General features: G+C 65.2%; 3 protein-coding genes and 1 pseudogene. All 4 read left to right on the top strand.

Annotated features, from left to right (window positions below; translation table 11 throughout):
- Positions 1 to 177: pseudogene (locus tag MLGJGCBP_RS18350) on the top strand (HNH endonuclease); the annotation flags it as partial.
- A gap of 36 nt (positions 178 to 213) precedes the next feature.
- Positions 214 to 705 (top strand): pyridoxamine 5'-phosphate oxidase family protein, encoded by a 492-nt coding sequence (locus MLGJGCBP_RS18355; protein ID WP_087562469.1) that lies wholly within the window; start codon positions 214 to 216, stop codon positions 703 to 705.
- 182 nt (positions 706 to 887) lie between these two features.
- Positions 888 to 2,390, top strand: a complete 1,503-nt coding sequence (locus MLGJGCBP_RS18360; protein WP_087562470.1) for a CoA-acylating methylmalonate-semialdehyde dehydrogenase — start codon at positions 888 to 890, stop codon at positions 2,388 to 2,390.
- 10 nt (positions 2,391 to 2,400) lie between these two features.
- Positions 2,401 to 2,477 (top strand): acyl-CoA dehydrogenase family protein (locus tag MLGJGCBP_RS51865; protein ID WP_236581192.1); only part of this gene is annotated, 77 nt, incomplete at its 3' end.

The raw sequence follows: 2,477 nt of genomic DNA on the forward strand, positions 1-2,477 counted from the left end.
GCGAAGGAAGGCGACGGCTGGACCGCCCGCCCCGTCAGACGGCACGGCCGCACGCATCTCTTCGACCTCGGCACCCCGACCGGGCATCGCTACCGGTCGGCGGCCGCGCGCCTGCCGTCCGCGGCGCGACGGTCGGAGATCGAGGCGATCCTGATCGCGCATTTGCGTGCATCTTGACCGTGTGGTCACGGGAATCGTCGTAGGGTCGTGTGCATGGCCAGCTGGAACGAGTTCGCCGACGCTGCTCCGCGGATTGCCGCCATCTTTTCCCGCAGGCACGCGGCGACCAAGAACCTGTGCATGCTCGGCACGCTGCGCTCCGACGGATTTCCGCGGATCAGCCCGGTCGAGCCGAGATTCTTCGAGAACCAGTTGTGGATCGCCGGAATGCCGAACACCACGAAGTTCCAGGATCTGGCTCGCGATCCGCGATTCTGCCTGCATACGGCAACCGTCGACAGTGAGGTGAAGGAAGGTGACGCGAAACTGTGGGGTGTCGTCGACGACGTTCAGGACAAGGCGCTGCATCAGCGTTTCGCGCAGGCGCTGTTCGACGAGACCGGTTTCGACATCCGCGGGCAGGAGTTCGATCACTGCTACCGAGCCGACCTGACCGGCGGCTCGGCGGTGGAGGTCGGCGACGGGCACATGGACATCACCATCTGGAAGCCGGGGGAGCCCGAGCACGTTGTGCGAAAACACTGACCGCTCATTCCTTTCGGGCGACCACTCGGTGATACCGAGTCGCGGTATGACCGAACTGTCTGCGGCGGACACGCCTCGGACGCACTGTGACAGCCCGAGCCTGGACATGCATGGACATCCAACTATAGGATGGGCACATATTCGGAACTCCCTCATCATCGAGCAAGGAACGGGTTCTCACAATGGTTCAAGAGCTATCCCACTTCGTCGGCGGCAAGCGCGTCCCCGGTGCCTCCAACAAGTTCGGCGACGTCTACGACCCCAACACCGGTGAGGTGCAGGCGCGTGTGCCTCTCGCCGACAAGGCCGAGACGGAGGCGATCATCGCGAACGCGGTGGAAGCTCAGCGCGAATGGGCGCTGTTCAATCCGCAGAAGCGGGCGCGCGTCCTGATGAAGTTCCTCCAGCTCGTGCAGGAGGAGATGGATTCGCTGGCGCGCCTCCTGTCGTCCGAGCACGGCAAGACGATCCCCGACGCGAAGGGCGACATCCAGCGCGGCCTCGAGGTCATCGAGTTCGCGCTCGGCGCTCCGCACTTGCTCAAGGGTGAATACACGGAATCCGCCGGAACCGGTATCGACGTGTACTCGATGCGTCAGCCGCTCGGCGTCGTCGCCGGCATCACGCCCTTCAACTTCCCGGCCATGATCCCGCTGTGGAAGGCCGGTCCCGCGCTGGCCGCCGGCAACGCCTTCATCCTCAAGCCGTCCGAGCGCGACCCCTCGGTGCCGCTGCGCCTGGCCGAACTGTTCCTCGAGGCCGGTCTGCCCGCGGGTGTGTTCAACGTGGTCAACGGTGACAAGGAAGTGGTGGACGTCCTGCTCACCGACGACCGCGTCAAGGCTGTCGGGTTCGTCGGCTCCACCCCGATCGCGCAGTACATCTACGAGACCGCCGCGGCCCACGGCAAGCGCGCACAGTGCTTCGGGGGCGCGAAGAACCACGCGATCATCATGCCCGACGCCGACCTCGACGAGGTTGCCGACGCCCTCATCGGCGCAGGTTACGGCTCCGCGGGTGAGCGGTGCATGGCCATTTCCGTCGCCGTGCCGGTGGGTGAGGAGACCGCGGATGCGCTCGTCGCGAAGCTGACCGAACGCGTCGGCAAGCTCACGATCGGCCGCAGCGACGACGAGTCCGCCGACTTCGGACCGTTGGTCAGCAAGGACGCCCTCGAGCGGGTCAATAGCTACATCCAGATCGGCATCGACGAGGGTGCGGAGGCCGTGATCGACGGTCGCGGCTTCACCCTCGAGGGCCACGAGAACGGCTTCTTCGCAGGCGCGACCCTGTTCGACAAGGTCACCACCGACATGAGGGTCTACAAGGAAGAGATCTTCGGACCCGTCCTGCTGGTCGCCCGCGCGGCGGACTACGAAGAGGCACTCCGCCTGCCCACCGAGCACGAGTACGGAAACGGCGTCGCCATCTTCACCCGCGACGGCGACACGGCCCGCGACTTCACGAACCGGGTGAACGTCGGCATGGTCGGCGTCAACGTGCCGATTCCCGTGCCGATCGCGTACCACACGTTCGGCGGCTGGAAGCGTTCCGGCTTCGGCGACCTGAACCAGCACGGTCCCGACTCCTTCCGCTTCTACACCAAGACCAAGACCGTGACGCAGCGTTGGCCCTCCGGCAAGAAGGAAGAGACCAATCACTTCGTCATTCCCACGATGAACTGAACGGATCTCCATGTTCACCTTGACCGATGACGAGCGGGCGATCAGTGACACGGCCCGTGATTTCGCGGCCGAGCATCTGGCGCCGCA

The sequence above is a fragment of the Rhodococcus sp. T7 genome (genome assembly GCF_009872365.1).
Lineage (GTDB): Bacteria > Actinomycetota > Actinomycetes > Mycobacteriales > Mycobacteriaceae > Rhodococcus_F.